Source organism: Escherichia sp. AM3 (genome assembly GCF_032029835.1).
Taxonomy (GTDB): Bacteria; Pseudomonadota; Gammaproteobacteria; order Enterobacterales; family Enterobacteriaceae; genus Escherichia; species Escherichia coli.
Window position 1 is genome coordinate 1 of record NZ_JAVUPQ010001335.1, and the last position, 233, is coordinate 233.

General features: G+C 66.1%; 1 pseudogene. It reads right to left on the reverse strand.

Annotated elements, in window-relative coordinates:
- A pseudogene (locus RTW80_RS30945) lies at positions 1-233 on the reverse strand (hybrid sensor histidine kinase/response regulator); the annotation flags it as partial.

The window sequence follows — 233 nt, forward strand, 5'->3', positions numbered from 1 at the left end:
CGCGCCACCAGCGCCGGCTCCTGCTGCGCCAGCGGCGCATCGGCAAGCTGCTCCAGCGAGTGGCGCAGCGCCATCTGCGTCTGTTTAAGCCGTTCAGCTTCGCCTTTGTACTCCAGCGCACCGACTACCTGCGACAGCCGCACCGCCGCCGTCGCCACATTCGCGGTATCACGCGCGAGGACCATGCTGCCAGTCATATCATCCAGCGGTTGCTGCTGCACCTGCTCCTGGAT